This window comes from Ruegeria sp. AN11, from assembly GCF_056536005.1.
On record NZ_JBQFJD010000001.1, the window covers coordinates 3,175,401 to 3,197,389 of the forward strand.

The 21,989-nt window shown below is 58.7% G+C and carries 24 protein-coding genes and 1 tRNA gene; 19 read left to right on the forward strand and 6 right to left on the reverse strand.

Annotated features, from left to right (window positions below; genetic code table 11):
• Nucleotides 1-51: 51 nt before the first annotated feature.
• On the reverse strand, nt 52-1,137 hold the full coding sequence (locus ACR3EQ_RS15705) for a polyamine ABC transporter substrate-binding protein (RefSeq protein ID WP_170679340.1): 1,086 nt from the start codon (nt 1,135-1,137) through the stop codon (nt 52-54).
• Nucleotides 1,138-1,276: 139 nt separating this feature from the next.
• Between ACR3EQ_RS15705 and ACR3EQ_RS15710 the strand changes: the two genes are divergently transcribed.
• The 3 genes from ACR3EQ_RS15710 to ACR3EQ_RS15720 all read left to right on the forward strand — a co-directional run bounded on the left by ACR3EQ_RS15710 (nt 1,277) and on the right by ACR3EQ_RS15720 (nt 3,977).
• Nucleotides 1,277-1,960 carry a GntR family transcriptional regulator gene (locus ACR3EQ_RS15710; RefSeq protein WP_480491188.1) on the forward strand — a complete coding sequence of 228 codons (684 nt, stop codon included), beginning with the start codon at nt 1,277-1,279 and terminating at the stop codon, nt 1,958-1,960.
• 75 nt (nt 1,961-2,035) lie between these two features.
• On the forward strand, nt 2,036-3,433 hold the full coding sequence (locus ACR3EQ_RS15715) for an aspartate aminotransferase family protein (RefSeq protein ID WP_480440817.1): 1,398 nt from the start codon (nt 2,036-2,038) through the stop codon (nt 3,431-3,433).
• A 181-nt stretch (nt 3,434-3,614) separates the two neighbouring features.
• On the forward strand, nt 3,615-3,977 hold the full coding sequence (locus ACR3EQ_RS15720) for an MmcQ/YjbR family DNA-binding protein (protein WP_170614447.1): 363 nt from the start codon (nt 3,615-3,617) through the stop codon (nt 3,975-3,977).
• 21 nt (nt 3,978-3,998) lie between these two features.
• Here ACR3EQ_RS15720 and ACR3EQ_RS15725 read toward each other — a convergent pair whose 3' ends face one another.
• From ACR3EQ_RS15725 to ACR3EQ_RS15735, 3 genes are read right to left on the reverse strand one after another with little or no spacing between them, the layout of a single operon-like run.
• Nucleotides 3,999-4,412 carry a hypothetical protein gene (locus tag ACR3EQ_RS15725; protein WP_170614192.1) on the reverse strand — a complete coding sequence of 138 codons (414 nt, stop codon included), beginning with the start codon at nt 4,410-4,412 and terminating at the stop codon, nt 3,999-4,001.
• Between the two features lie 56 nt (nt 4,413-4,468).
• Complete coding sequence (locus ACR3EQ_RS15730) at nt 4,469-4,840, reverse strand: hypothetical protein (RefSeq protein WP_480440819.1); 372 nt, start codon at nt 4,838-4,840, stop codon at nt 4,469-4,471.
• Nucleotides 4,830-5,174: an ORF6N domain-containing protein gene (locus ACR3EQ_RS15735; RefSeq protein WP_480440821.1), complete on the reverse strand. Its 345-nt coding sequence runs from the start codon at nt 5,172-5,174 to the stop codon at nt 4,830-4,832. Before ACR3EQ_RS15735 ends, ACR3EQ_RS15730 begins: the two co-directional genes overlap by 11 nt.
• Before the next feature lie 224 nt (nt 5,175-5,398).
• On the opposite strand from ACR3EQ_RS15735, the gene ACR3EQ_RS15740 reads away from it, so the two are divergent.
• Together ACR3EQ_RS15740 and ACR3EQ_RS15745 are read left to right on the forward strand one after the other, a co-directional pair.
• Nucleotides 5,399-5,689 carry a hypothetical protein gene (locus ACR3EQ_RS15740; protein WP_480491190.1) on the forward strand — a complete coding sequence of 97 codons (291 nt, stop codon included), beginning with the start codon at nt 5,399-5,401 and terminating at the stop codon, nt 5,687-5,689.
• Between the two features lie 266 nt (nt 5,690-5,955).
• On the forward strand, nt 5,956-6,504 hold the full coding sequence (locus ACR3EQ_RS15745) for an NYN domain-containing protein (protein ID WP_170614194.1): 549 nt from the start codon (nt 5,956-5,958) through the stop codon (nt 6,502-6,504).
• Nucleotides 6,505-6,508: 4 nt separating this feature from the next.
• Here the strand turns inward: ACR3EQ_RS15745 and uvrB are convergent, their stop codons facing one another.
• Both uvrB and ACR3EQ_RS15755 read right to left on the reverse strand, forming a co-directional pair.
• Nucleotides 6,509-8,695 (reverse strand): excinuclease ABC subunit UvrB, encoded by a 2,187-nt coding sequence (gene uvrB / locus ACR3EQ_RS15750; RefSeq protein ID WP_480491191.1) that lies wholly within the window; start codon nt 8,693-8,695, stop codon nt 6,509-6,511.
• Nucleotides 8,696-8,776: 81 nt separating this feature from the next.
• The gene (locus tag ACR3EQ_RS15755; protein ID WP_170614196.1) at nt 8,777-9,256 is read right to left on the reverse strand and encodes an SRPBCC family protein; all 480 of its coding nucleotides are present in this window, start codon (nt 9,254-9,256) and stop codon (nt 8,777-8,779) included.
• 176 nt (nt 9,257-9,432) lie between these two features.
• Here ACR3EQ_RS15755 and ACR3EQ_RS15760 point away from each other — a divergent pair, with 176 nt between their 5' ends.
• The 14 genes from ACR3EQ_RS15760 to ACR3EQ_RS15825 all read left to right on the forward strand — a co-directional run bounded on the left by ACR3EQ_RS15760 (nt 9,433) and on the right by ACR3EQ_RS15825 (nt 21,979).
• On the forward strand, nt 9,433-9,744 hold the full coding sequence (locus tag ACR3EQ_RS15760; protein WP_170614197.1) for an ETC complex I subunit: 312 nt from the start codon (nt 9,433-9,435) through the stop codon (nt 9,742-9,744).
• On the forward strand, nt 9,745-10,221 hold the full coding sequence (locus ACR3EQ_RS15765) for a GNAT family N-acetyltransferase (RefSeq protein ID WP_170614198.1): 477 nt from the start codon (nt 9,745-9,747) through the stop codon (nt 10,219-10,221).
• A 21-nt stretch (nt 10,222-10,242) separates the two neighbouring features.
• A tRNA-Arg gene (locus ACR3EQ_RS15770) sits at nt 10,243-10,319 on the forward strand.
• A 226-nt stretch (nt 10,320-10,545) separates the two neighbouring features.
• Nucleotides 10,546-10,773, forward strand: coding sequence for a hypothetical protein (locus ACR3EQ_RS15775; RefSeq protein WP_170614199.1), 228 nt, complete (start codon nt 10,546-10,548; stop codon nt 10,771-10,773).
• A 113-nt stretch (nt 10,774-10,886) separates the two neighbouring features.
• The gene (locus tag ACR3EQ_RS15780; protein ID WP_170619286.1) at nt 10,887-12,005 is read left to right on the forward strand and encodes a hypothetical protein; all 1,119 of its coding nucleotides are present in this window, start codon (nt 10,887-10,889) and stop codon (nt 12,003-12,005) included.
• A 191-nt stretch (nt 12,006-12,196) separates the two neighbouring features.
• Nucleotides 12,197-13,210: an inositol 2-dehydrogenase gene (gene iolG, locus ACR3EQ_RS15785; protein ID WP_170614201.1), complete on the forward strand. Its 1,014-nt coding sequence runs from the start codon at nt 12,197-12,199 to the stop codon at nt 13,208-13,210.
• 123 nt (nt 13,211-13,333) lie between these two features.
• Complete coding sequence (locus ACR3EQ_RS15790) at nt 13,334-14,254, forward strand: sugar ABC transporter substrate-binding protein (RefSeq protein WP_170614202.1); 921 nt, start codon at nt 13,334-13,336, stop codon at nt 14,252-14,254.
• 69 nt (nt 14,255-14,323) lie between these two features.
• On the forward strand, nt 14,324-15,430 hold the full coding sequence (locus ACR3EQ_RS15795) for an ABC transporter permease (protein WP_170614203.1): 1,107 nt from the start codon (nt 14,324-14,326) through the stop codon (nt 15,428-15,430).
• Between the two features lies 1 nt (nt 15,431).
• Nucleotides 15,432-16,250: an ATP-binding cassette domain-containing protein gene (locus tag ACR3EQ_RS15800; protein WP_170614204.1), complete on the forward strand. Its 819-nt coding sequence runs from the start codon at nt 15,432-15,434 to the stop codon at nt 16,248-16,250.
• Nucleotides 16,251-16,409: 159 nt separating this feature from the next.
• Nucleotides 16,410-18,242: a 3D-(3,5/4)-trihydroxycyclohexane-1,2-dione acylhydrolase (decyclizing) gene (gene iolD, locus ACR3EQ_RS15805; RefSeq protein ID WP_170614205.1), complete on the forward strand. Its 1,833-nt coding sequence runs from the start codon at nt 16,410-16,412 to the stop codon at nt 18,240-18,242.
• Nucleotides 18,239-19,138 (forward strand): myo-inosose-2 dehydratase, encoded by a 900-nt coding sequence (gene iolE, locus ACR3EQ_RS15810; RefSeq protein WP_170614206.1) that lies wholly within the window; start codon nt 18,239-18,241, stop codon nt 19,136-19,138. The genes iolD and iolE overlap by 4 nt, the downstream gene beginning before the upstream one ends.
• Nucleotides 19,139-19,185: 47 nt before the next feature.
• Entirely contained in the window at nt 19,186-20,367 is a 1,182-nt protein-coding gene (locus ACR3EQ_RS15815) for a phytanoyl-CoA dioxygenase family protein (protein WP_170614207.1), read from the forward strand.
• A 50-nt stretch (nt 20,368-20,417) separates the two neighbouring features.
• Complete coding sequence (gene iolB, locus ACR3EQ_RS15820) at nt 20,418-21,224, forward strand: 5-deoxy-glucuronate isomerase (RefSeq protein ID WP_170614208.1); 807 nt, start codon at nt 20,418-20,420, stop codon at nt 21,222-21,224.
• On the forward strand, nt 21,200-21,979 hold the full coding sequence (locus ACR3EQ_RS15825; RefSeq protein WP_170619283.1) for an SDR family oxidoreductase: 780 nt from the start codon (nt 21,200-21,202) through the stop codon (nt 21,977-21,979). The genes iolB and ACR3EQ_RS15825 overlap by 25 nt, the downstream gene beginning before the upstream one ends.
• The last annotated feature ends 10 nt before the right edge of the window (nt 21,980-21,989 follow it).

The following is a 21,989-nucleotide window of genomic DNA, read 5'->3' on the forward strand; positions in this document are numbered from 1 at the left end:
GACTGGAAACAGGCGCAGGGCAGCAAAGGCCGCCCTGCGCCGATAAATCGGTCAGGTGCCCGATTTGATCTTGGTCCAAAGACGAGTCACAACCCGCTGGGTCTTCGACGGATAGGGTGTCGTGATGTACAGGTTCTGCATGGTCGCCTCATCCGGATAGATCGCCGGATCACCGATCACGTCTTCCTCGAGGAACTCCTGCGACGCCTTGTTGCCGTTGGCGTAGTAGACATAGTTCGAGGCGGCGGCCATGTTGTTGGCATCCAGAATGAAGTTCAGGAACTTGTGCGCGCCTTCCGGGTTCGGGGCATCCGCAGGAACCGCCATCTGGTCGAACCACATCAGCGAACCTTCGGCAAACGGGTGGTATTCGATTTCCACACCGTTTTCGGCCTCAGCCGCGCGATCCCGCGCCTGCAGGATGTCGCCTGACCATCCAACGGCCACACAGATGTCACCGTTTGCCAGCGCGTTGATGTACTCGGAGCTGTGGAATTTCTGAATATACGGACGTACACCCATCAGAACTTCCTCGGTCTTGCCGATTACGTCCTTGTCGTGGCTGTCCGGGTCCTCACCGATATACTGCAGCGCCATCGGAATGATTTCGGCAGGTGCATCCAGGAAGTGCACGCCGCATGAGGCCAGCTTCTCCATGTTCTCCGGCTTGAGAACCAGATCCATGCTGTTCAGGGCAACGTCCTCGCCCAGCACTTCTTTGACCTTGCCGACATTCACGCCGATACCTGTGGTGCCCCACATATAGTTGATCGAATAGGCATTGTCCGGGTCATACCCTGCGGTACGGTTCTGAATGACATCCCAAAGGTTGCCCGCGTTGGACAGCTTTGAAGTATCCAGCTTCTGGAACGCGCCGGCCTGGATTTGACGTTGAAGGAATGTGCCGGATGGCACCACCACGTCATAGCCCGAGCCGCCCGCCAGCATTTTGGTTTCCAGAACCTCGTTGCTGTCGAAGACGTCGTAGATCAGGGTCAGGCCCGTTTCTTCCTCGAACTTATTCAGCAGTTCTTCGTCGATATAGTCTGACCAGTTGTAGACACGCACCTCTTCGGCAAATGCTGCCGATGTCCCCAGTGCAACCACCGCTGTCAGTGTCAGCGTTTTAATGTTCATTTTCTTCTCCCTGCTTATTCACGCGTATTTTCACTTTTTTTGAGATTTGATCAAGTTTTGTATTTTCTTGCAAGACAGACTAAGGTTCATCCCGAACCAAAAGCTGCTGGTTCAGGTCCAGACAAACAGGGTGAAGCAATTGGATTTGATCAAAAATAAACCATCTGGAACTTCGGCGGACAATGAAAAAAGCCCGGCACATGCGCAGGTCTACCACAGGCTGAAGTCGCAGATCCTGTTCGGTGAGCTGGTCCCCGGTCAACCCGTGACGATCCAGGGTCTGACCGAATCTCTCGGTGTCGGCATGACCCCGGTGCGCGAGGCAATCCGCCGGCTGATCTCGGACGGTGCGCTGGTGTTTCAGGGCAACCGCCGTGTCAGTGTGCCTCTCTTGTCGAACGAGGATGTCGAGCAGGTGATATTCGCCAGAATGTCAATAGAATCAGAGCTTTCCCGCCGTGCTGCGGCGCGTATTAACCCTGCGGACATTGATCGGCTGGAAGAGATCGACCAGCGGCTGGACCGCACCATAGTGGATGGTGACGTCAGTGGTTACCTGCGTCTGAACCATGAATTTCACGAGACGCTTTATTCCCATGCAGACGCCCCGATTCTCAGCGATCTGGCCGAGCGTTTGTGGTTGCGATTCGGTCCGTCCCTGCGGGTTGTCTGCGGTCGGTTCGGCACACAGAGCCTGCCCGACCGGCACAAAGACATTATTGACGCGCTTCGCCGTGGGGATGCGGAAAGTGCCGGAAAGGCGGCCGCGCAGGACATCGAGCAAGGCATGGCACTGATGGCTGACACGCTGACTGACGCATAATGTGAAGTGATTCGATTGACAGCGCAGAATTTGATCATATTGTGTGACGCAACCATCGTTGCAGGGGATTCTCGGATGTCCATCATAACCAATCACATGCCCACCGCCGAACTTCAGGCCCTGGATGCGGCCCATCACATACACCCGTTTTCCGCAAACGGCTCACTCGGAAAGGAAGGGGCCCGCGTCATCACCCGCGCCAGCGGCGTTTACCTGACTGACAGCGAAGGCGAAGAGATTCTTGACGCCATGGCCGGACTGTGGTGCGTCAATATCGGCTATGGCCGTGATGAACTGGCCGACGTGGCCGCTCGTCAGATGCGTGAACTGCCCTATTACAACACCTTCTTCAAAACGACCCACGTGCCCGCCATTGCACTGGCCGCCAAGATCGCCGAACTGGCCCCGGGCGACCTGAACCACGTCTTCTTCGCCGCCGGCGGGTCCGAGGCCAACGATACCAATATCCGCCTCGTGCGGACCTATTGGGCCGAAAAAGGTCAGCCCGACAAGAACATCATCATCAGCCGCCACAACGCCTATCACGGCTCGTCTGTGGGTTCGGCTTCGCTGGGCGGTATGGCAGGCATGCATGCGCAGGGCGGCATCCCGATCCCGAACATCCACCACATCAACCAGCCCAACTGGTGGGCCGAAGGCGGCGACATGTCGCCGGAGGAGTTTGGCCTGGCCCGTGCGCGCGAGCTGGAAGAAGCCATTCAGGAACTGGGCGAAGATCGGGTCGCGGCCTTTATTGCCGAACCGGTTCAGGGTGCAGGCGGCGTTATCGTCGCGCCCGACACATACTGGCCCGAGATCCAGAGGATTTGCGACAAATACGATATCCTGCTTATCGCCGATGAGGTGATCTGTGGATTTGGCAGAACCGGAAACTGGTTCGGGTCGCAAACCGTTGGCATCAAACCGCATATCATGACCATCGCAAAGGGCCTCAGCTCGGGCTATGCGCCCATCGGCGGCTCGATCGTGAACGATGAGATTGCCGAGGTTATCGGCGGCACTGAATTCAACCACGGCTACACCTACTCTGGTCATCCGGTCGCCGCAGCCGTCGCGCTGGAAAACCTGCGTATCCTCGAAGAGGAAAAGATCGTCGAACATGTCCGCGATGTGGCCGCGCCTTATCTGAAGGAAAAGTGGGAGGCTCTGGCCGATCACCCATTGGTGGGTGAGGCGAAGATCGTCGGCATGATGGCATCGATCGCGCTGACCCCGGACAAGGCCAGCCGTGCCAAGTTCGCTTCCGAACCGGGCACGATCGGGTATATCTGCCGCGACCGCTGCTTTGCCAACAATTTGATTATGCGCCACGTGGGTGACCGCATGATCATTTCGCCGCCGCTGATCCTGACCCCGGCGGACATCGATGAGATGTTCGTGCGCATCTACAAGTCACTGGATGAGGCGCAGGCCGAGATCATCAAGCAGGGGCTGATGAAGGCGGCATCCTGACGCGATTGCGCCGCGCCGCGTGATTGGGCCCCGAAATCCTGACAGGATTTCGGGGTCGTTTTCTTTCAGGAAAGCTGAGAATTTCGGGCATGCCTAAACCAGAGCGGCCGGTCAGGGTTATTTCAAAATTAACACGCGCCGCATATTGCCACGTCTCACCCGGACCGGCACTGTCATCGGGATGACCCGCGATGAATTCAACACCTTCTGCGCCTCGCTCACAGCCACCAGACATGTGGTACAGTGGGGCAACGCGGATGTGTGGAAAGTGGGCGGCAAGGTGTTTGCGATCTGCGGCTGGAACGAAGGGCGCGATGCGTTCACCTTCAAGGCTACCGATCTGGCTTTCGAGGTGCTGGGCGACGAACCCGGCATCCGCCCCGCGCCCTATTTGGCGTCGCGCGGGATGAAATGGCTGCAGGTCTATGAGCCGCGCGGGATGAGCGATGCCTCGCTGCGCGAGCATATCGTCACCTCATACGAAATGGTCGTGTCCAAGCTGACCAAGAAGGTAAGGGTGGAGTTGGGGCTGCAGGGTCGATGACCCATTCCGCCCGCCGACCGATCAGGACAGCTGAGCCCCAGCGCAGTCTCGAAAGATACGAACTTGCGGTGCCGCGCCGTCCAATGGAAACTCGGTCAGCTTGTCCTGCGTAAAGGCATAGGCGGTCTGATTGTATTCCAACCCATCCAGAACATTGCCAAACCCGGTATCCGTGACGGTCAGAGATTCGGCGTTTTCGGACAGAACATGGCGCGGTGTCGCGATTTCGATGGGGTTCGGGCCGTCAAAGCGCATGGCGAACCACGGCGCCTGCGTCCAACCCTCGGTCTTGCGGGTGATGGTCAGCGTATAAAGCGGTTGCGCCGGGTCATAGGTCAGAAAGATTTCGGCCGTGCTTGTGTCGTGCGACAAGGTGCAAATCGACCCGACCGTGGCCTCCCATGCGGTGGCTGGCGTGGCTAAGAGAAGAGACAAAAAAACAAAGCGCATCCTTTGGTAACTAGCCGCTGACGGCGTTGAGGCAAGTGTGACTATCCCTTCATCGCGTTCAACAGGTCCAGCAACCGTTTCCGATCATCGTCATCCGCATAGTCGCCGGTGGCCAGACGTTCCGCGATGCTCAGGCGCAAACGTTCCCGCTGGGTGCGTACCTCTTCACCAGCGGTTTCGGCCAGCGTCTTCATGATCATCGCTACTGCCTGTTGCCGCTTGGTGGTGGGGTTGGCGATATAATCGACGAGGCTTTGCTGACCGGAATCTAGGATGTTTTCGGCCAGAGCCCTCAACTGATCGCCATTCGGCAGCAGCGGGGCGGGGGTGCCCTCGGGTGGCAGGATTTCCGGCACGCTGCGCGGGGTTTCGGCCAAAGCGTTTGCGCCGTCGACAAAAGCCTCAGTAATCATCCGGGTGATCCTGATCGCGCGGGTCCTTGAACAGGGCCGAGGCGATAGCCACGCCGTAATCGGTATAGACCCACGGATTGACCCGCCGCCCGCCGCGGCCCTTGGGTTTTGAGATCACATTCTGTGATTGCAAATCGGCGACCTCGGCATCGGTCAGCTGAAAGCGGTAGCCCTCGAACAGGTCCTTGTTGCGCGACACGGCCTGATTGAAGGCGCTGACGGACTTTCCGTAGAACTGCGCCAGATCCTCGGCCAGCACGACGCGAGTGCCGCGCACCCGGTGAATGGCGCTTTGGACTTCATGCGTTGAGGGCAGTGCGTTTGGGCTCGTCATGGCAACCGTTTGGAATCACAATTTGTGATTTCAAACGTGAAGCAGCGGGCGCTGGGCTGCAACCTTGAAGTGTTAGCCGTCCGGATACGGTCAGGCGTATAGTTGAAAACGCCCACAAATCCCTCGTATCAATGCGAGATTTCGCGCTGTCGTGCTAGGGTGCGCCTGGCGAGGTCGCTCCGGCCCCGCTACATTGCAATTTCGCCAGACGAGGGAGGAAAGTGATGTTTGCGCGAATTACTCAATACAAAATGAAGCCCGGCACGCGGGAGGCGGCGACGGCGAAGATGAATGCGATGAAAGCGGAAATCATGGGGATGCCGGGGATGCATTGCTTTACCAATGTGATGAACGAGGATGGTTCGGGCTATGTGATCTCGGTCGTGGAAAGCGAGGCGACCTCGAAGACAAACGCGCCCAAAGTGGCCGAACTGTGGGGCCATTTCGCCGAATTCATGGAAGGCCCGCCCTCACCGGTGGGATACGATGTGATTGCGCATTGGGACAAGGGGTAAAGGTTTGGGCGGGGTTACCCGCCCTCATTTTCTAAGTCCTAGTGGGATGTGCAAGCGTTTCCCGCACCAACGCGGAGAACTGCGACGCGCGCACATCGCGCTGGGCGGTAATCTGGTAGCGCGCGGCGCTTTTGGCGGCATAACATTGATCGCTTGCTGAAGTGCTATAGTAAGACTTCTCAGCAACGAAGTCGGCCATTCTTTTGGCAGTGAGGCTGGAAAATCTCTATATTGCATAGCTTTACAAATTCACTATCAATCCTCGTATGATAGGATTACTGCTTCTTCTAATTGTTTCTATTTTTTTCGCATTTTTGTCGGTCGTGATCTTCGGCCCAATAATAACTTTGCCGCTGTTGGCTGGAGCGGTAGGAACCGTTCTCGCTGTTGTCCTGCTGGCCAGGCACTGGCATCGAAAACGAATAGAGTGGGTCGTTATCGATGGGTCGAACGTGCTTTATTGGGAAAACGATAAACCAGCTTTGCATTCGGTCAAATTAGTCATTGAAAAGTTGGTTTCGGACGGGTTTGAACCCATAGTCTGGTTTGATGCTAACATTGGTTATTTGGTTTCAGGCCGGTACATGAACCCCACTAACCTTTCCAAAGCTCTTCGATATCCAGCACGACGAATTTCAGTGGCCCCAAAAAGGACGCCTGCAGATCCTTTGTTGATCACCGACGCGGAACAATTGAATGCGCGCATAGTGACAAATGATCGTTTCAGAGATTGGGAAGAGCACTTCCCTCACATAACTCATCAAGACTTGTTTTTGCGAGGCCAGATCCGAAACAATCAAGTTCAATTCAAGTAGATTTCTACCGCTTCCTCCGCTTCACATTTCCGCCCCGCTGCCCCGGCCTGCCAGCCGTTGACCGTCCGCGTGATTTCACCGCGTCTTCTGAGGCTTTCTCGACCGCCCATTGGCGCGCCATTGGGTCGTCGGCGACGGCCAGATCGACTGCTTCCAGACGTTTGATCTCATCCCGGATGTTGGCGGCCTCTTCGAATTCCAGGTTCTCGGCGGCTTTGCGCATTTGCTCGCGCAGTCCGTCCAGATGGGCCTCGAGGTTCGCGCCGTGCATCGGTTTGTCGATGGTGGCGGTGACGCGGTTCATATCCACGTCGCCTTCGTAGAGACCGGCCAGAACGTCCTCGACATTCTTCTTCACCGTCTCCGGCGTGATGCCGTGTTCCTGATTATAGGCGAGCTGTTTGGCGCGACGGCGGTTGGTCTCGCCCAAGGCGCGCTCCATGGAACCGGTGATCTTGTCGGCATACATGATCACGCGGCCATCGGCGTTCCGCGCGGCGCGGCCGATGGTCTGGATCAGCGAGGTTTCCGAGCGCAGGAACCCCTCTTTGTCTGCATCCAGAATGGCGACCAGCCCGCATTCGGGGATGTCGAGCCCTTCGCGCAGCAGGTTGATGCCGACCAGTACGTCAAACGCCCCCAGTCGCAGGTCGCGAAGGATTTCGATGCGTTCCAGCGTGTCGATGTCCGAGTGCATGTAGCGGACCTTGATGCCCTGTTCGTGCAGGTATTCGGTCAGGTCCTCAGCCATGCGTTTGGTCAGCGTGGTGACCAGCGTACGGTAGCCATTGGCGGCGACCTTGCGTACCTCGTCCAGTAGATCGTCTACCTGCATCGAGACGGGGCGGATTTCGACCTCCGGGTCCAAGAGGCCCGTGGGGCGGATCACCTGTTCGGTGAAGATGCCGCCGGTCTGTTCGATCTCCCACTTCGCCGGGGTGGCCGAGACAAAGACGGATTGCGGGCGCATGGCGTCCCATTCCTCGAACTTCAGCGGTCGGTTGTCCATGCAGGACGGCAGGCGGAACCCGTGTTCGGCCAGCGTGAACTTGCGTCGGTAGTCGCCCCGGTACATGCCGCCAATTTGCGGGACGCTGACATGGGATTCGTCGGCAAAGACGATAGCGTTGTCGGGGATGAATTCGAACAGGGTCGGGGGCGGTTCACCCGGCGCGCGGCCCGTCAAGTAACGTGAGTAGTTCTCGATCCCGTTGCAGACGCCCGTGGCCTCGAGCATCTCAAGGTCAAAGTTGGTGCGCTGTTCCAGACGTTGGGCTTCCAGCAGTTTGCCTTCGCCGACGAGTTGGTCCAGCCGGATGCGGAGTTCTTTCTTAATCCCAATAATCGCCTGCCGCATCGTCGGTTTCGGCGTCACGTAATGCGAATTCGCATAAACGCGCACCTGTTCCATCGTGGCGGCGCGCTCGCCGGTCAGGGGGTCGAATTCAGTAATCTGTTCCAGTTCCTCGCCGAAGAACGAGAGCTTCCACGCGCGATCCTCAAGGTGGGCAGGCCAGATTTCCAGACTGTCGCCGCGCACCCGGAACGACCCGCGCTGAAAGGCCTGATCGTTGCGCCGGTATTGCTGGGCCACCAGATCGGCCATCACCTGCCGTTGGTCGTATTCGTGGCCCACCTTCAGGTCCTGCGTCATTGCCCCATAGGTTTCGACCGAGCCGATACCGTAGATGCATGAGACCGAGGCGACGATGATCACGTCATCGCGCTCCAGCAGCGCCCGCGTGGCCGAGTGGCGCATCCGGTCGATCTGTTCGTTGATCTGGGATTCTTTTTCTATGTAAGTGTCCGATCGCGGCACGTAGGCCTCGGGCTGGTAATAGTCGTAGTAGGACACGAAATACTCGACCGAGTTTTCGGGAAAGAATCCTTTGAACTCTCCATAAAGCTGCGCCGCCAGCGTCTTGTTCGGCGCAAGAATGATGGCAGGGCGTTGGGTTTCCTCGATGACCTTGGCCATGGTGAAAGTCTTGCCCGTCCCGGTCGCGCCCAACAACACCTGATCGCGTTCGCCGTCCAGAACACCCCCGGCCAGTTCCTTGATGGCCGTGGGCTGGTCACCCGCCGGCGCAAATTCGGTGTGCATGACAAACCGCTTGCCGCCCTCGAGTTTCAGGCGCGCGCGCACGTCCTCTGCGGTCAGTTGGGTCTTGTCGGAATGGGCATAGGGCATAGGCAGGCTCCGGGTCAGACCCCTACATTTGTTCTTATTTTGTCCAACTGCAAGGGCTGATCCGGATTGGAGTGCGCAGTTCTAATAATAGGCAAACTGCAGGTAAGGAATGTGGTCCGACTGCACTTTCTCAGCGAGCGCTTTCAGGTTGCGGTCCAAAACCCGCCCGATCATCGGCTTCAGTAGCATCTGCCCCAACAGCCAACCCAGAGGCCCATATTTCATTTGAAAGTCCATGCTCCAGACCACCCTTGAGCGGTTGTTCGCAAGTGGTTCGATAGCAATCGCTGCGTGCGCTTCGGTCAAAGGCATGGCAGACATGTCCGACAGTTGAACACGATAGCCCCGGTTGATTTGCCAGTCCGTGACTTCTTCTACCAATGAGGTGCCGTTTTCAAAGTGGCAGCGCCGTTTTGATCCCACGCCATTCTGGCCTCGTGTCAAGGCATCCACGGATTTTACCTGAGGAGCGAATTCGTCGATATTCATGAACCGGCTCAGTACAGACCAGATGGCCTCGGGCCGGGCATCGATTTCCAGGGTTCTTTCGTGATGGATCATCTGTCTATCCTCGTCATGGGGTTCAACAATATTTAGATGACCATGATGACAGTTTCTGGCATCAGCAGAGCCGTGCGATGCCGAAAGCCTACGGGCGCGCCGCGACAATTGCGGACTTGTCCCCGTGCGCGCTCTGACGCATAACATCCAAAGCCAAGTGAGTACGGAGAGGCGACATGCGCGCACGGATTTACCAGCCTGCAAGGAATGCGATGACCTCGGGGATGGCCAAGACCCGCAAGTGGGTTCTGGAATACGCCCCTGCATCCGCGCGTGAGGTTGATCCGTTGATGGGCTGGACCTCATCCAGTGACACACAGACCCAGGTGCGTCTCAAGTTCGACACCAAGGAAGAAGCGTTGGACTATGCCAAGAGCAATGGGATTGATGCGGTTGTCAGCGAACCGCACAAGCGCAAACCGAACCTGCGCGCCCGTGGCTATGGCGAGAATTTCGCAACCGACCGGCGCGGTCCCTGGACCCATTGAATGATCGAAATCCGCGAGGCCGACCCAACCTCGGACGCATTGCGCCCGGTGGTCGAGGCGCATTTTGCCCATAGCGAAACGGCAGGGCCTGCAGAAAGCAACCACACCATGGACGCCGAGTCGCTGGCAGGGCCGGGCATTCGGTTCTGGGCGATGTATGAGGCCGGCAAGCCGGTCGGGTGCGGTGCGCTTAAGACCCTGCCGGACGGTACGGCCGAGGTGAAATCCGTGCATATCATCTCAGAAGTGCGCGGGCGCGGGCTGGCGCGCACCATGATGAACCACCTGGCAATTCTGGCGCAGAGCGAAGGGGTTTCCGCCCTGGTTCTGGAAACCGGTGCCGACCACCTGCCCGAATATGACGCGGCCCGAAAGCTGTATGAGGCGCTGGGATATGCGTATTGCGGGCCGATCTACGGTTATGAAGACGACCTCAACAGCGCCTTCATGCGCTTGGCCCTTGAACCCCGCCCGTAAAAACCGCAAGAAGGGCGCAGCGGTCCCTTAGCTCAACTGGATAGAGCAGCTGACTTCTAATCAGCAGGTTGAGGGTTCGAGTCCTTCAGGGATCGCCATTTTACAACAACAGGTTAACACCCTGAGCTTGCAAACGCGTGGTTTTATTTTCGTTTGGGCGAAGATTTTCAACGGATCTTTTTAAAAGGCCTGTTCGAAATTTGGCGAATGGCCATACTCTGCCATCTCTTAGGCCCAACGATTTCCCGCTCCGTAACGAAAAAGTGGTAATCGAACGCGACGTGGGGCAGTCTGGAAACCTGCGCCCAGCCAGGAGGTTCCGAAATGCCCCGCTACAACGACATGTTCGAACTGTCGGTCAAGGACATCGACCTGATCGAAAGCTCTCTCCGGATCGCTTTGGCATCGCAGTCTCACGCATCTGCGCAAGAGGATGAAGACGAGAAATCGAAGCGGGAAGAAACGCTTCGCGACATTCAGGAACTGTTGGGGCGGCTTCACGACCAGAAGATATTCTACCGGCCCAAAAGCGGCGTTTACGTCGGGGGCTAGTCTGGGGACACGCGGCCCGGACTTGGACGGTGTTCTGTGCGCTTCGTGAATACGTCACAGACGGATTAGCCCGATCAATGTACCTTTCGAGTATTTTTAGAAAGGTCATTGTTATGCGAACATACAAAATCTCGACACAAAAGCTGAGCGTTGCGCCCGGAATCACGGTGAAATTTCACGGAAAAGTCTATGTGGATTTCCCCAAAGCCAGGATTGAGATTCCAACAAGCGTAACAGGCTGCAAGGACCACACCTACCGCATCACTCTGGACCCGGCCAAAGGTCATTGGGGCGGTCAGGACAGCCACAAATGGACGCTTGCAAACTACGAGGTGGTCGTTCGGCTGAGTATCGATCCAATCAGGCCGAGATTTGTCAACGCCGAAGTCTTTCACACGGTCAACGGGAAGCGCCACCGGTTGTGGCACGATGAGTTCGACATCTATGACCCTTACAAAGAGCGCAAGGTCGAGATGTTCGCGCAGGGCGCTTTTATCGATCCGATCAAGTCGAATGCCGACCATACATATGCGGTTGGATACGATGATGCCGGTAAGCGGAACTACCTGTGGCCTTGCGGGGGCGATCACGACGAAAACCAGCGGTCCATCGGTCATGGAATGGCCTTTCAACCCGAATGTGATTGCCTGTCGCAAATGCGAACCGATCCGCTGACAAAGGGTCTGGCCGGAATCCGGTACGGTCTCGACGGTGTCTGCCATCAGGCGACCAACAGGATCATGTGTACGGCCGGGCTGGAGGTGAATGACGCAAAAGGTTATAAATCAAAGGGTTGGACAAATCTGACGTACACGCTTTACGGGCGGTTGGGTCTGTTGGCACCTCATGGAGAGGGTGTCAGGAGGTGGAAAAGCATCTGCGACGGCTGCCTGACTAAGCGCTACCCGCGGTGTTCGGAAGAAACAGAGTTTTTGGTATCTCCAAACGAACATCCGGGACTGATGCAATCGCACGTGGATTTGCATCAGGAAATGATCGTCCAGTTGCGTCATGACCTGCTGGATGCCTACACGAAGCTTGCTGCCGGAATGCTGACGCCAACGGAATACGCGGATGTGCTGAACGCATCCATCAATGGCCACAAGGCGCAGATGCAGGACGTTCTGGGTGACACCCTGCATGCAGAGATTTTTGAGGATATCGCCACTGTCGACGTGGTCGTCGTTGACCCCAAAATCGCCGAAGCTGTTTTTGCAAACGGTGTGTCGTAGGCACGCTTCAAGTGCAGTCAGGCAGCAGATCCGGCAACGAAGAACACGGCAAAGCCGGGCCTGCCACATCGGGTCTGACAGGCTCATGCGACCGGATTCTGCACCAATTTTCAGCACTGCGCAAAAACATCTTGCAACCGGTTGCAAAGCGAAACATTCTGTCACGCGAATAAAGGATTCGGGAGAATTGAATGCTGAGGATCGGATTGCTGGGGGCCGGACGTATCGGCCGCGTGCATGCGCAGGCGATCACCGCCCACCCAAAAAGCCAGCTATGTGCTGTGTCCGACGCGGTGGCAGAGGCGGCTGAAGGCCTTGCCTCGGACACCGGGGCCGAGGCCCGCAGTTCTGACGACATCATCGCGGACCCGGCAATCGATGCGGTGCTGATCGCCACGCCAACGGACACTCATTCCGGCCTGATCGAAGCGGCAACCCGTGCCGGAAAGGCGGTTCTGTGTGAAAAACCTGTTGATCTGAACCTCGAACGCGCCATCGCCTGTCAAAAGGCCACGGCGGACAGTGGCCAACCTGTCATGATCGGGTTCAACCGCCGGTTCGACCCCAATTTTTCCGCGCTTAAGGCTGCGTTGGACGCAGGGGAAATCGGCAAATCCGAAATGTTGTCGATCACCTCATTCGACCCCGCTCCACCGCCGGTCGGTTATATCAAGGTGTCCGGCGGCTTGTTCCGGGACATGATGATCCACGATTTCGACATGGCGAATTATCTGATGGGTCAGCTGCCAAAAACCATCTCCGCCGTGGGGACATCGGTTGTGGACCCCGAAATCGGCAAGGCCGGAGACGTGGATACCGCTGTTGTTACAATGACTTATGATGATGGTCGGATAGCCGTCATCAAGAACTCCCGCCGGGCGGCCTACGGATATGATCAGCGCGTCGAACTGCTGGGTTCTGAGGGTTTGTTGCAGGCTCACAATATGCTGGAAAACACGGTGGTCAAATCCACCGACAAAGGCGTTGTCGGGGCGAAACCAACCTATTTCTTCCTGGAGCGTTACATGCCGGCCTATCAGGCGGAATGGGATGCGTTTGTACAGGCGGCCCTGACGGGTGCCGCGCTGCCGGTGACGCTGGAAGACGGGGTTGCCGCGCTTGCAATGGCCGAGGCCGCGACGCGGTCGACGCAGTCCGGAAGGCCGGTTGACATGTCTGAAATTTTGAAACCGGTTGCAAAATGACCGGAATGCTTCAAACTGACATCAGCTCCGTATCAGATCGGAGTCGCAGAGATTCGGCGCTGCCGAATGATTGGGGCTGACACCCCGACACCAAAATAGACTGTTCTAATGGGAGGAAACAGAATGAATAAGTTCGTAAAGGGCGCACTGGCAGCAGGGGCTCTGGCGCTGGCGACACCTGCATTCGCGCAGGAGATTGTTGTCGTTTCGCACGGCCAGGCCAATGATGCCTTCTGGAACGTCGTCAAGAACGGTGTTGAGCAGGCCGGCAAGGACGTGGGCGTGAACGTCGAATATCGCGCGCCTGAAACTTTCGACATGGTGGCCATGTCGCAGCTGATCGACGCTGCCGTGAACCAGGAACCCGATGGTCTGATCGTTTCTATCCCGGATGCGGATGCGCTTGGCCCGTCAATCGAACGCGCAGTTGCAGCCGGTATCCCGGTGATCTCGATAAACTCGGGTTCTGACGTTTCCAAGGAACTGGGCGCCTTGCTGCATGTCGGTCAGGACGAGTTCGACGCGGGCAAGGCCGCTGGCGAAAAACTGGCGTCGATGGGCGGCAGCACGGCGATCTGCGTCAACCACGAGGTGGGCAACGTCGCGCTTGACCTGCGGTGCGCGGGCTTCACCGAAGGTTTTGGCGGCAATGTCGAAGTTCTGCCGACCTCGAATGATCCGTCGGAAATCGAATCGAAGGTGGCTGCTGCGCTCGCCGCTAACGAAGCCATCGACACCGTCATGGCGCTGGGTGCCAGCTCGGCTGGTGAGCCTGCTGTTGCAGCCGTCAAAGGGTCTGGCCGCGACGTGAACGTCGCCTCGTTCGACCTGTCGGCAAACTTCCTGCAGTCGATCGCGGATGGCGACGCGGCCTTTGCCATCGACCAGCAGCAGTACCTGCAGGGCTACCTGTCGGTGAACTTCATGGGTCTGCACGCCAAATACGGCCTGATGCCGGGCGGCAACGTGCCTTCGGGTCCGAACCTGATCACGCAGGAAAAGGCGGCGCAGGTGATCGACCTGTCCGCGCAGGGCATCCGCTAATCCCGGAAAGTTCCGGCAAACAACAGGATCGGCGCCAGCGCGCCGATCTCACCGAATTGGGAGGAAACCATGAGTGAGTCAGCGCCCGTCGTATCGGACGAAAGGGTCAAGAAAGAACCGTTCCTAACCAAACTCATGAAACGGCCTGAGTTGGGCGCGATGGCAGGTGCCGTCCTGGTTTTCGTGTTCTTTGCGATCACTGCGGATGAGTCGATGTTTACCCTTGCCGGCGTCATGAACTTCATGACCCCCGCCGCGCAGCTGGGGATTCTGGCCATCGGGGCCGCGCTGCTGATGATCGGCGGAGAGTTCGACTTGTCGATCGGGTCGATGGTCGCGTTCTCGGGGCTGTTTTTCGGCGTCTGCGTCGTGACCTGGCAATTGCCGCTGATCTTCGCCATCCCAATGACATTCCTGTTCGCGGCCTGTGTCGGTGCGATCAACGGCAATATCGTGATCCGCTCGGGCCTGCCATCGTTCATCGTGACGCTGGCGTTTCTGTTCATTCTGCGCGGCCTGTCCCTGGTTGGTTTGAAAATGGCGACAGGCGGCTCGACCCAGTTGCGCGGTGTGCGCGATGCGGTCGAAAACGACTGGCTGGCACCATTCTTTTCGGGCGAAGCGTTCGGCGGCCTGTTCGCCTGGTTGGCGGCCAACGGCATGATCGACACGTTCAAAAGCGGTGCGCCCAAGGTGCCGGGTATCCCGGTCGAAATCCTGTGGTTCATCGTCATCACGCTGGCGGCGACTTATGTGCTGCTGCGCACTCCGGTCGGAAACTGGATCTTCGCCTCGGGCGGGGATAGGGTTGCGGCTTCGAACTCGGGTGTTCCGGTCAACCGCGTCAAGGTTTCGCTGTTCATGCTGACCGCCTGCTGCGCCGCATTGGTTGCGATCATCACGGTGATGGACGCTGGTTCGACCGATGCGCGCCGGGGCTTCCAGAAAGAATTCGAGGCGATTATCGCCGCGGTTATCGGCGGCTGTCTGCTGACCGGCGGATATGGCTCGGCCATCGGGGCGTTCTTTGGCTCGATCATCTTCGGCATGGTTGTCATCGGCCTCACTTATACCGACTTCGATCAGGACTGGTTTCAGGTCTTCCTGGGCGCCATGCTGCTGATCGCCGTTCTGTTCAACAACGCGATCCGTAAACGCGTAACCGGGGAGCGCTGATATGACCGAAGACACCAAGTTTCACCACGGCGACGCGACCGATGCCGCCCCGATTGTGGAAATGAAAAATATCGAAAAGCACTTTGGCAATATCATCGCCCTTGCTGGCGTCAGCTTTGACGTCAAGCCCGGGGAATGCCACTGTCTGCTGGGCGACAACGGTGCGGGTAAATCCACTTTCATCAAGACCATGTCCGGCGTGCACAAACCCACCAAGGGCGAGATCTTTTTCGAAGGTCGGCCCCTGCATTTCGACACGCCGCGCGATGCGATGGAGGCGGGCATTGCGACCGTGTTCCAGGATTTGGCAATGATCCCGCTGATGAGCGTGACGCGCAATTTCTTCATGGGCCGCGAGCCTACCAAGGGCAAAGGTCTGCTCAAGCGGTTCGACGTCGATCAGGCAAACGATGTCTGCATGGAAGAGATGCGCAAGATGGGCATCAACCTGCGTGGGCCGGATCAGGCCGTGGGCACCCTGTCCGGGGGGGAGCGTCAAACCGTCGCCATCGCCCGTGCGGTCTATTTCGGTGCCAAGATCCTGATCCTGGACGAACCGACTTCAGCGTTAGGCGTGCGCCAGACCTCGAACGTGCTGGCCACCATCGACAAGGTGCGCAGCCAGGGCGTCGGCGTTGTGTTCATCAGCCACAACGTGCGCCACGCGCTGGCGGTGGGCGACCGCTTTACCGTGCTGAACCGCGGCAAGACACTGGGCACTGCAAGGCGTGGCGAGATTACGCCGGAAGAGTTGCAGGACCTGATGGCAGGCGGTCAGGAGATGGCCCAGCTCGAAGGATCGCTCGGCGGGACCGTCTGAGCGACGAACGACAGGATGTTCCGCCGCAACGGGTGGGCCATCCAAACCCCGTGGCACCAGACGGCCGCACCCTGATCAGGCCGGTTCATGCGCCTGAAACCTTCAAAAATGCGAAACCCGACAGATTGCCCGCAGCGGCATGTGTTGAAAGGGATCAAGATGAGCAAGACAATCCGACTGACCGCCGCGCAAGCTCTGGTGCGCTATCTGGGGGCACAGATGAACGAGGGCGGAGAGCCTTTCATCGCCGGTGTCTGGGCGATTTTCGGTCACGGCAACGTGGCCGGTCTGGGCGAGGCCTTGCATGGTGTAAGGGACAGCCTGCCAACCTATCGCGGTCATAACGAGCAGACCATGGCGCATGCGGCCATTGCATATTCCAAACAGATGCGCCGCACGCGTGCCATGGCCGTGACCTCGTCAATTGGTCCCGGCGCCACCAACATGGTGACGGCAGCGGCGCTGGCCCATGTGAACCGGCTGCCGGTTCTGCTGCTGCCCGGCGACGTGTTCGCCACGCGCGGTCCCGATCCGGTTCTGCAGCAGATCGAGGATTTCGGAGACGGTACCGTCAGCGCCAATGACTGCTTCAAACCGGTCAGCCGTTATTTCGACCGTATTTCCCGCCCCGAGCACCTGCTCACGGCGCTGCCGCGCGCCTTCCGCACCATGACCGACCCCGCCGATTGCGGGCCGGTAACGCTGGCCTTCTGTCAGGACGTGCAGGCCGAGGCCTACGACTACCCCGAAAGTTTCTTTGAACCCCGTGTCTGGTATCAACGCCGCATCCGCCCGGACGAGGGCGAACTGGCCCGCGCCGTGGCCGCGATCAGGGCAGCAAAACGCCCGGTTATCGTTGCCGGCGGCGGGGTGCACTATTCAGGCGCGACCGATGCGCTGCAAAGCTTTGTTGAAACGCACAACATTCCGATTGCCGAGACGCAGGCGGGCAAATCCGCGCTGGCCTGGGATCATCCGCTGAATCTGGGCCCCATTGGTGTGACCGGCGGGCAACCCGCCAATGATATCTGCGCCGAAGCCGATCTGGTCTTGGGCATCGGTACGCGTTTGCAGGATTTCACTACCGGCTCGTGGGGTCTGTTCTCGAACCCCGAACGCGAGATGGTCTGCCTGAACACTGCTGCCTATGACGCCGAGAAACATGGCGCGATGCCCCTGCAATCTGATGCGCGTGTCGGGTTGGAGGAGTTGGGCGTCGCTCTTCAGGGCTACCGCGCTGATCCCGTGGCTGACACGCTGAAGGTGGAATGGTTCGGCAAGGTCGACAAACTGACAGACGCGCCCGGCGACGGCAATGCCCTGCCCACGGACATGCAGGTGGTGGGCGCGGTTCAGCGCGCCGCGCATGACGATACAGTGGTCATGTGCGCGGCGGGCACCATGCCGGGTGAGTTGCACAAGCTGTGGAAAGCGCCGCGCCCCGGTGCCTACCACATGGAATACGGCTTTAGCTGCATGGGGTACGAGATCGCGGGGGCGATGGGCATCAAGATGGCCCAGCCCGATCGGGACGTGATCTGCTTTACAGGCGACGGCACCTATATGATGGCGAACTCGGAAATGGCGACGGCGGCGATGATGGGTGTCTCTTTCACCGTGGTCATTACCGACAACCGCGGCTTTGGCTGCATCAACCGTCTTCAGATGGGTACGGGTGGGGCCGAGTTTAACAACCTGCTGGATCATGCGGTGCATGAGAACCCCTCGGCCATTGATTTTGCAGCCCATGCGGCGGCGATGGGGGCGACATCGGTCAAGGTCAGCAGCATTGCCGAACTGGAAGATGCGCTTGCCAAACGTGGCGAGGTCACAGGACCTTATGTGGTGGTGATCGACACCGATCCGTACCCCTCGACCGAATATGGCGGCACATGGTGGGAAGTGGCGGTTCCCGAGGTCAGCATCCGCCCTGAAGTGAATGAAAAGCGCGCGGCCTATGAAGTCGCCATCAAGGAAAGAAACACGAAATGAGCGTGAAAATCGGGATCTCTCCGATCGCCTGGCAAAATGATGACCTGCCGGATCTGACCGCCGCCTATACAATGGAGCAGGCGCTGAAGGAGTCGCGTGAGATCGGTTACACCGGTGTCGAACGCGGCCAGCGGATGCCCGGCGACACTGACGGGCTGCGCGCCTATCTGGAAGGCAATGATATCGCGCTATGCGGTGGCTGGTGCTCGGGCGCGTCGCTGGTCAACGATTTCGCGACAGAGCGTGAGGCCGTGCGCGAGCAGGTCGAGCAATTCGTGGCTCTGAACAGTCCGTGCATCGTCTATGCCGAATGCTCGAACACCGTGCAGGGTCAGATCGGCACCCCGGTCAACAACCGCCCGAAACTGTCCAGGGACGAGGTCTTGGCCTATGCCGCCAAGATCACCGAGCTGGCGAAATGGATGGCGGATCAGGGTATGCCGATGGCCTACCACCACCACATGGGCACGATCATCGAAACCGAAGATGATGTGAACTGGCTGATGGAAGGGTCGGGCCCAGAGGTAAAGCTATGTTTCGACACCGGCCACCTGCTGTTTGGCGGTGGGGACGTTCTGGCCGCCCTGAGCCGCTGGGGCGACCGGGTGCACCATGTCCATTTCAAAGACATCCGTCCGGCGGTCGTGCAAGACGTGCGCGAGAACAACCGCAGCTTTCTGGATGCGGTGATTGCCGGCGCGTTCACGGTTCCGGGCGATGGCTGCATCGACTTTCAGGCCGTGTCCAATGCGCTGAAAGCGATGGATTACGACGGCTGGATCGTGGTCGAGGCCGAGCAGGACCCGGCCAAAGCGCCGCCCTATGAATACTCCAAGAAAGGCTACGACCACATCGTCGAGGTCTGTGGTCAGGCCGGATTGGAGATCGTCGCGTAACATCCGCCCAATTGGGCAACACCTTGGCCATGAGAAAGGAGAACGTCATGGTAGATCGGGACCTTGGTTTTGTCGGTTATTTCGACCGGGAATCCTGTGATCTGGATGAATTCAAGGTGCTGACCTCTCAGAACCTCGACGCTGGCGCGGTGTCACATGCCGCGTCGGTCGAGAAGAACGTTCCAATCTACGACATGCAGGCCCTGCGCCCTGCGCTGGAACAGGCGGATCAGCGCAAGGCGCTGTTGGCAGAGTGGGGCCGCGTTCTGGACAAATCCGCGGGTGTGATTGCCCTGAAAGGTGCCTTCGCGGACACGTCCGTGATCGACCGGGCCAGCGATGTCTTCCATCGGATCATCGCAGAAGAACGCCAAAGCGGCGCGGGTGAGGGCGATCACTTTGCCGCATCGGGCGCCAATGACCGGGTCTGGAACGCGCTGCAAAAGCAGTGCCTACGTGACCCTGAAGGCTTTGCGCTTTATTTCGGAAATACGGTCATCTCCGCCGCTTGTGAGGCGTGGTTGGGGCCGAACTATCAGGTCACGGCCCAGATCAATCAGGTACGTCCCGGAGGCAAGGCCCAGCAGGCGCACCGCGATTACCATCTGGGGTTCCAGAGCGCCGACACGGCCGCGCGCTATCCGGCGCACGCCCATCTGGTTACCGCATCTTTGACCTTGCAGGGGGCGGTTGCCCATTGCGACATGCCGATCGAAAGCGGCCCGACCAAGCTGCTGCCGTTCTCGCAGCTTTATCCGCCGGGCTATCTGGCCTTTCATGACGCGGCGCATCGGGCGCATTTCGAACAAAACTGTATTCAGTTGCCTTTGGAAAAAGGGGATGCGGTGTTCTTCAACCCGGCCCTGTTTCATGCCGCAGGGGAAAACAGCAGCGCGGATATTCACCGGATGGCGAACCTGCTGCAGATTTCATCCGCCTTTGGCCGCGCGATGGAGGCGATTGACCGGCGTTCCATGTCTCAGGCTGTGTTTCCGGCGCTGATTGCACTGAGACAACGCGGTGAACTCAGCACGGCAGAGTTGGATGCAGCTATTGCCGCAACGGCCGAGGGTTATCCGTTTCCAACCAATCTGGACACCGACCCACCCATCGGTGGCAACGCGCCCGAAAGTCAGGCCGACATCCTGCGCCGGGCTGTGTCTGAGGGATGGACCGAAGCGCAACTGTCCGAGGCCTACGCAGCCCTGCAAACAAGGCAAGCTGCCTGAATTCAAGACACTGGCGGGCCGTCAAGGCCCGCCCAATAAGGAGAAAACACATGGCAGACCTGCTGAAAAAGCCGTTCGGAACCCGGGGCAAGGTGCACGATATCACGCCCGCAAGTGCCGGGTGGCGCTATGTCGGTTTCGGGCTTTACCATCTGAAAGCGGGCGACCGGGCAGCCGAGGCAACCGGCGACCGCGAGGTCATTCTGGTGATGGTTGAAGGCAAGGCACAGATCAGCGGAGCGGAGCAGGACTGGGGCGTTCTTGGTGACAGGATGAGTGTTTTTGAGAAAACCCCGCCCCATTGCCTCTATCTGCCAAACGGAACCGAGTGGGAGGCTGTGGCCGAAACCGATTGCGTCATCGCCGTATGCTCGGCCCCGGGCAGGGGCGGACATCAGGCCCGCCGCATCGGCCCCGATGGGATTACCCTGACCGAACGGGGCAAGGGTGTGAACACGCGCTACATCAACAACATCGCGATGGAGAATGAAGACTACGCCGACAGCCTGCTGGTGACTGAAGTGTTCACGCCGAACGGGCACTGGTCCAGCTATCCCAGCCACCGCCATGACGAGGATGACTATCCGCGCATCACCTATCTTGAGGAAACCTATTACCACCGCCTGAACCCCGCCAATGGATTTGGCATTCAAAGGGTCTATACCGATGACGGGCAGCTGGATGAGACGATGGCCGTTTCGGATGGCGATGTTGTGACCGTCCCGCGCGGACATCACCCTTGCGGTGCGCCATATGGTTTTGAGATGTATTACCTGAATGTCATGGCCGGCCCGCTGCGAAAGTGGCGCTTTGTTCCGGCCCCCGAAGTTGAATGGATCATGGAGCGGGACGGTTGACCGATAGCTTTGCCAGTTACCCCAGCCTTGCAGGCCAAACCGTCTTCGTCACAGGCGGCGCTGGCGGCATCGGGGCCGAAACCGTGCGGGCCTTTGCCGCACAGGGTGCGAAGGTAGGGTTTCTGGACATCAACGCGGATGCCGGGCTCGCCTTGCTGGCCGATCTGGACGGCGAGCACGCCTTTGCCCAATGCGATCTGCGCGATATCGAAGCCCTGCAGACGGCAATCGGAGAACTGGCCGACGAATTGGGTGCTGCCGATGTACTGGTCAACAATGCCGCCCATGACGACCGCCACGACTGGCGCGAAGTGACGGCCGAGTATTGGGATGAACGTATGGCGATCAACCTGCGCCACATGTTCTTTGCCATTCAGTCTGTTGCTCCGGGCATGATTGCAAAAGGCGGCGGCTCAATCATCAATCTCGGTTCGAATTCCTGGTGGGAGGCCGGGGCCGGTTTCCCCGCCTACGCCACGGCAAAATCCGCCGTTCACGGCCTGACCCGAACCATGGCGCGCGAGCTTGGAGACCACCGGATTCGCATCAACACCGTTGTGCCCGGCTGGATCATGACGGACCGACAGAAAGACCTGTGGGTGACGCCCGAAGCGCTGGCAAAACAGGTTGACCGGCAATGTCTGCCCGACCCCATCGATCCCGTCTACGTGGCCCGCATGGTTCTGTTTCTGGCCTCTGATGATGCCGCGATGTGCAGCGCTGGCAATTTCATGGTCGAAGGCGGCTCGATCTGATCTGCACTTT